This window comes from Limnohabitans sp. Hippo3, assembly GCF_003063665.1.
GTDB lineage: Bacteria > Pseudomonadota > Gammaproteobacteria > Burkholderiales > Burkholderiaceae_C > Limnohabitans_A.
The window spans coordinates 1-5,410 of sequence record NZ_NESF01000025.1; the positions used below are offsets into that span (position 1 = coordinate 1).

General features: G+C 60.9%; 4 protein-coding genes. 1 reads left to right on the forward strand and 3 read right to left on the reverse strand.

All coding sequences use genetic code 11. The features are described from left to right. Window positions 1-200: 200 nt before the first annotated feature. Genes rapZ through B9Z34_RS14380 form a run of 3 tightly spaced genes read right to left on the reverse strand, consistent with a single transcriptional unit; the run spans window position 201 to window position 3,640 of the window. Window positions 201-1,064: an RNase adapter RapZ gene (gene rapZ, locus B9Z34_RS14370; RefSeq protein ID WP_108428795.1), complete on the reverse strand. Its 864-nt coding sequence runs from the start codon at window positions 1,062-1,064 to the stop codon at window positions 201-203. Continuing rightward, complete coding sequence (gene recN / locus B9Z34_RS14375) at window positions 1,061-2,743, reverse strand: DNA repair protein RecN (protein WP_108428796.1); 1,683 nt, start codon at window positions 2,741-2,743, stop codon at window positions 1,061-1,063. The genes rapZ and recN overlap by 4 nt, the downstream gene beginning before the upstream one ends. A 3-nt stretch (window positions 2,744-2,746) precedes the next feature. Further along, complete coding sequence (locus B9Z34_RS14380; RefSeq protein WP_108428797.1) at window positions 2,747-3,640, reverse strand: NAD kinase; 894 nt, start codon at window positions 3,638-3,640, stop codon at window positions 2,747-2,749. A gap of 28 nt (window positions 3,641-3,668) precedes the next feature. On the opposite strand from B9Z34_RS14380, the gene hrcA reads away from it, so the two are divergent. Next, window positions 3,669-4,673 carry a heat-inducible transcriptional repressor HrcA gene (hrcA, locus tag B9Z34_RS14385; RefSeq protein ID WP_108428798.1) on the forward strand — a complete coding sequence of 335 codons (1,005 nt, stop codon included), beginning with the start codon at window positions 3,669-3,671 and terminating at the stop codon, window positions 4,671-4,673. Window positions 4,674-5,410: the final 737 nt, after the last annotated feature.

Sequence of the window (5,410 nt, forward strand, 5' to 3'; positions counted from 1 at the left end):
TCAAGCCCAAGGTCGGAGGCGGCATCCAAGCGCTCAGACCGAGGTGCCCCTCGGCCATGTCTTGAATATGTTTCAGAGGAAAACACATCCAAAGGCATTGAGAAAAATCATACAAGGTCGGTGGCTTCAGCCCCGACATGTGTCCTTGGCGCACGCGCTGATGTCGGAGCTGAAGCTCCGAACTACAGGCTCAGTGGCGTTCAGATTGCGTCCAGCTCCCGGTGCCGTTTCAGGGTGAGCCAGCGTGTGCCGAAATTTTGGGCCAGTTGCTCGACCATGAACACCGAGCGGTGCTGGCCGCCAGTGCAGCCGATGGCCACGGTAACGTAGCTGCGGTGGTCGCGCTCGATGGCGGGAATCCAGTGCTTCAAAAAGCCCTCGATCTGCAGCTGCATTTGCACGAACTCTTCGGACTGGCGCAAGTAGTCCTGAACGGGTTCGTCACGACCTGTCAAAGGGCGCAGGGCGCTTTCGTAGTGCGGGTTGGGCAGCATGCGCACGTCAAACACATAATCGGCGTCGGTGGGGATGCCGCGCTTGAAGCCAAACGACTCAAACACCAGTGTCAGTTGCGCTGAGGGCGCGCTGACCAGGGTCTTGATGTAGGTTTGCAGTTGGGCCGAGCGCAGCAAGCTGGTGTCGATGACATGCGCGCGTTCACGCAATTCGGACAGCAGTTCGCGCTCGAACTGGATGGTCTCCAGCAGCGCCTTGTCGCTTTGCGGCTTGCTGCCGCCCGACAAAGGGTGTTTGCGCCGTGTTTCGGAGTAACGCCGCTGCAAGGTGTCGCTGGTGGCGTCCAGAAAAACCGACTTCACCGTCATGCCCATGTCGCGCAGCAAGGCCATTTGTTCGGGCATCAGGTGCAGCGAATTGGCGCTGCGCACGTCGATCGCAATCGCCAGCCGTTGCTCTTTTTGCTGTTCTTCGAGTTTGACGAAGGGGATCAACAACTCGGGCGGCAGGTTGTCCACGCAGTAATAGCCCGCGTCTTCGAGCGCGTGCAGCGCCACCGATTTGCCGGAGCCGGACATGCCGGTGATCAGGATGATGTCCATGCTCAACTTTGGGCGGCTTTGCGGCCAACGGGTTTGGAAGGAGTACCCAACATTTCGCGGGCGTGGGCCAGGGTGGTGGCAGACAACTTCTCGCCGCCCAGCATGCGGGCGATTTCGATCACGCGCTCTTCGCCGCTCACGGGGCGCACCTGGCTGCTGACTTGGCCTTGGGCTGCGGCCTTGCTCACCAGCAGGTGGTGGTCAGCGCAGGCGGCCACCTGGGGCAGGTGGGTCACGGCCAGCACCTGGCGGTGTTGGCCCAGTTGTTTCATCAGGCGCCCCACGGTTTCGGCCACAGCGCCGCCGACACCCGAATCCACCTCGTCAAAGATCAAGGTACCGGCTTCGCCCAGTTCGCTGGTGGTGACCGCGATGGCCAGCGCAATGCGCGAGAGCTCACCGCCCGAGGCCACTTTGCCCACGGGCCGGGGCGTGCTGCCTTCGTGCCCGGCCACCAGAAAGCTCACTTCTTCGAGGCCATGTTGTGCGGGCTCGTCCAGGGTTTGGAGCTGCACCTCAAAGCGGCCGCCTTGCATGCCCAGCTGCTGCATGGCGCTGCTGACGGCTTGAGTCAAGGGTTTGGCTGCCTTTTGGCGTTGCTGAGAGACGGCTTTGGCTGCTTGCAGACAGGCTTTGTGGGCAGCTTGTTCGGCTTTTTGCAAAGCGTCCAGGTCGGCAGCAGCATCGAGCTGGGCCAGCTCTTTGCGCCAAGCCTGCAGCGACAAGGGCAGCTCGTCAGGGGTTTTTTTGTAACGCCGGGCCAGCGACAACCACAGGCCCATGCGCTCGTCCAGTTGCGCCAGTTGGCCCGGGTCCAGATCGGTCTTGCGCAAATAAGTGTGCAGGCTGTGGGCCACGTCTTCGGCCTGGGCCTGGGCAGAGGCCAGCACCTCGGCCAGGGCGTTGAACTCGGGCTCAAACTGCCCCAGCGACTGCAGGGTCTGGATGGCACGGGACAGCTGGCGCAGCGCGCCGCCCTCGTCGTCGCCTTCCAGCAGCAGCGTGCTTTGGTTGGCCCCGTCGATCAGGGCTTGCGCGTTGGCCAGGCGGCTGTGCTGGGTGCTCAGCTCTTGCCATTCGTCCACCTGCGGGTTGAGCTTTTCCAGCTCGCCGATTTGCCAGGCCAGGCGTTCGCGTTCGTTGGCCAAGGTGCTTTGCGCTTGCTGCGCGTCGGCCAGGGTTTGCTGGGCTTGCCGCCAGCTGTGCCAAGCGGCTTTGAGGGGGCGGGTGTCGATGCCCGCGTAGGCGTCAAGCAGGCCGCGCACCGCGTCAGGCCGGGTCAGGCTTTGCCAGGCGTGCTGGCCATGGATGTCCAGCAGTTGTTCGCCCAGCTCGCGCAATTGGGTGGCGGTGGCGGGGCTCCCGTTGATCCAGGCGCGGCTTTTGCCTGCGGTGTCGACGGTGCGGCGCAGCAGCAAGTCGGCGCTGGCTTCAAAACCGGCTTCTTCGAGCCAGGCCGCAATGGCAGAGGTGGGCTCGAATTCGGCGCAAACTTCGCAGCGGCTGGCGCCTTCGCGCACCACACCCGAGTCAGCACGCGCGCCCAAGGCCAGCTGCAAGGCGTCGATCAGAATCGATTTGCCCGCGCCGGTTTCGCCCGTCAACACGCTGAAGCCCGTGCTCAGGTCCAGCTCCAGTTCGTGCACGATCACGAAATCGCGCAGGGTGATGTGCGTCAGTGCCACGGCTCAAGCGCCCTCATTCCAGTGCATTTTTTTGCGCAAAGTGTCGAAGTAATTCCAGCCCGCCGGGTGCAAAAACCGCACCGTGTGCTCCGAGCGCTTGACCACGATCCGGTCGCCCAAAATCAGGTCGGCCAGCGACTGCATGTCAAAGTTGGCGCTGACGTAGCGCCCGGCCACGATCTCGATGCTGACCTCGCTGGATTCGGGCAGCACGATGGGCCGGTTGGACAAGGTGTGCGGCGCAATGGGCGCCATGACCCAGCCGCCAATGCCCGGGTGCATCAAAGGCCCGCCGACCGATAGGGAATAAGCGGTGGAGCCCGTGGGCGTGGCGATGATCAGGCCGTCGGCGCGTTGGTTGGACACGAAGTGGCCATCCACCTCAACCCGCAGCTCGACCATGCCCGAGGTGCCGCCCCGGTTGACCACCACATCGTTCATCGCCAGGGCGCTGAACACACTACGCTGGTCGCGCATCACATGGGCTTGCAGCAAGCTGCGGTCTTCGGCCTGGTAGTGGCCTTGCAGCATGGGCTGCAGCACATCCTGGTAGCTTTGCAGGGGAATGTCGGTGATGAAGCCCAGCCGCCCTTGGTTGATGCCCATCAAGGGCAGGCCGTAGCGGGCCATCTGGCGCCCAATGCCCAGCATGGTGCCGTCGCCTCCGATCACCAGGCCCAGGTCGCATTGGGTGCCAATCTCGGTCATCTCCAGCACCGGGTAGGTCGCCAGCCCGGTGTGCGAGGCGGTTTCCTTGTCCAGCACCACGTCGCAGCCTTGCCGCGTCAGGAACTGGGCCACGTCGTCCAAAGCGCGGCGTGAACTCTCCAGTGCCCCGCCGTGGGCGGTGGTGTGGTACTTGCCAAAGAGCGCAACGTGACGGAACTTGGATCTCATTTGCAAATTACATCATTAAAATGACCGGATGCTAGACGATCGTGCCAAGTTATTGCTCAAAGCGCTGGTGGAACGCTACATCGCCGACGGCCAACCCGTGGGCTCCCGCACGCTCTCCAAAGCCTCGGGCCTGGACCTGTCACCCGCGACCATCCGCAACGTGATGTCCGACCTGGAGGATCTGGGCCTGATCGCCAGCCCCCACACCTCGGCCGGGCGCATTCCGACCAGCCGGGGCTACCGCCTGTTTGTGGACACCATGCTCACGGTGCAGCGCGACGGCCTGGAAACCCCGGCGCTCACGCCTGATCAGCCGCAAAAGGTGATCGCCAACGCCGCCAACCTGCTGTCCAACTTGTCGCATTTTGTGGGCGTGGTCATGACGCCGCGCCGGGCCTCGGTGTTTCGGCACATCGAATTTTTGCGCCTGTCCGAGAGGCGCTTGCTCGTCATCATCGTCTCGCCCGAAGGCGATGTGCAAAACCGCATTTTGTTCACCGACACCGACTACTCCCAAAGCCAGCTGATCGAGACCTCCAACTACCTGAATACGCATTTCGCAGGCATGGCCATCGAGCAGGTGCGCAGCCGGGTCCAGCAAGAGCTGGTCAGCCTGCAAAGCGAAATTGCCACGCTCATGCAAGCGGCCGTGCAGGTCAGCACCGAAGCCCTGGCCGAAGACCAGAACGAGGTGGTGATTGCCGGTGAGCGCAATTTGCTGTCGGTGAGCGACTTTTCCAGTGACATGGGCCATTTGCGCCGGGCCTTTGAGCTGTTTGAGCAAAAAACCCAGCTCATGCGCCTGCTGGACGTGTCCAGCCAGGCCGAAGGCGTGCGCATCTATATTGGCGGTGAAAGCCAGATCGTGCCCATGGAGGAGCTGTCGGTCGTCAGCTCACCCTATGAGGTGGATGGCCAAGTGGTCGGCACCTTGGGTGTGATCGGCCCGACCCGCATGCCCTATGACCGCATGATCCAGATCGTCAACATCACCTCGCGCCTGGTCAGCAACGCGCTCAGCCAGTCCAAATAAGCCCCTGCAGCCCACTACAATCACCGCTTCGGTTGGGGCGTTAGCTCAGTTGGTTAGAGCAGAGGACTCATAAAGGACCTGTTCAAGCCAACTTTTTAAAGAAAACGCTTATAAATCAACAAGTTACAAGCGTCGCGGGTAGTGAAAAAGTGCTTCTACGGCGCTTCTACGGTTGCACAAATTTTGAGCACTATTTGGGTTCAAAATCAGGCAACTAAAATTAGTTTTACGGGCCTCTAGCTCATGCTTGGTTAGAGCAGCGGACTTAAAGGCAATTGGCCTAAGGCGCAAGCTACGGTCGGTTGCAGTTGGGTTGCATGTGAGTAAGTTAACTCTGCTTGCATGTAGAACTACTCAAATTCGGGGAAGCCTCTGTTGCTTGCAACGTGGTAATCCCGAGCGAAGCTAAACAGCAATGTTTGGAACGTGTAGAGACTGTACGGGTAGGTCGTAAAGACAAGAGACAGTCCAGACCACAAACTGGAAACAGGCAGTGAAAACTGTAGTGGTAAGCATAATCCGTTGGTGCCGAGTTCGACTCTCGGGGGGCCCACCAAACACGAACCCTCGTCAGAAATGGCGAGGGTTTTTTGTTTGCGAACAATAGGTCTGAATCGCCCCGGGTTTCGTGGAGGCCAGTTGGTTTAAGTTGAGACCTCTGTCTCGTTCTTTCCGGCTAGCTGCCGGTAGTAGTTCACCTCAGCTTCGGCCGGTGGAATATACCCAATCGAGCTGAG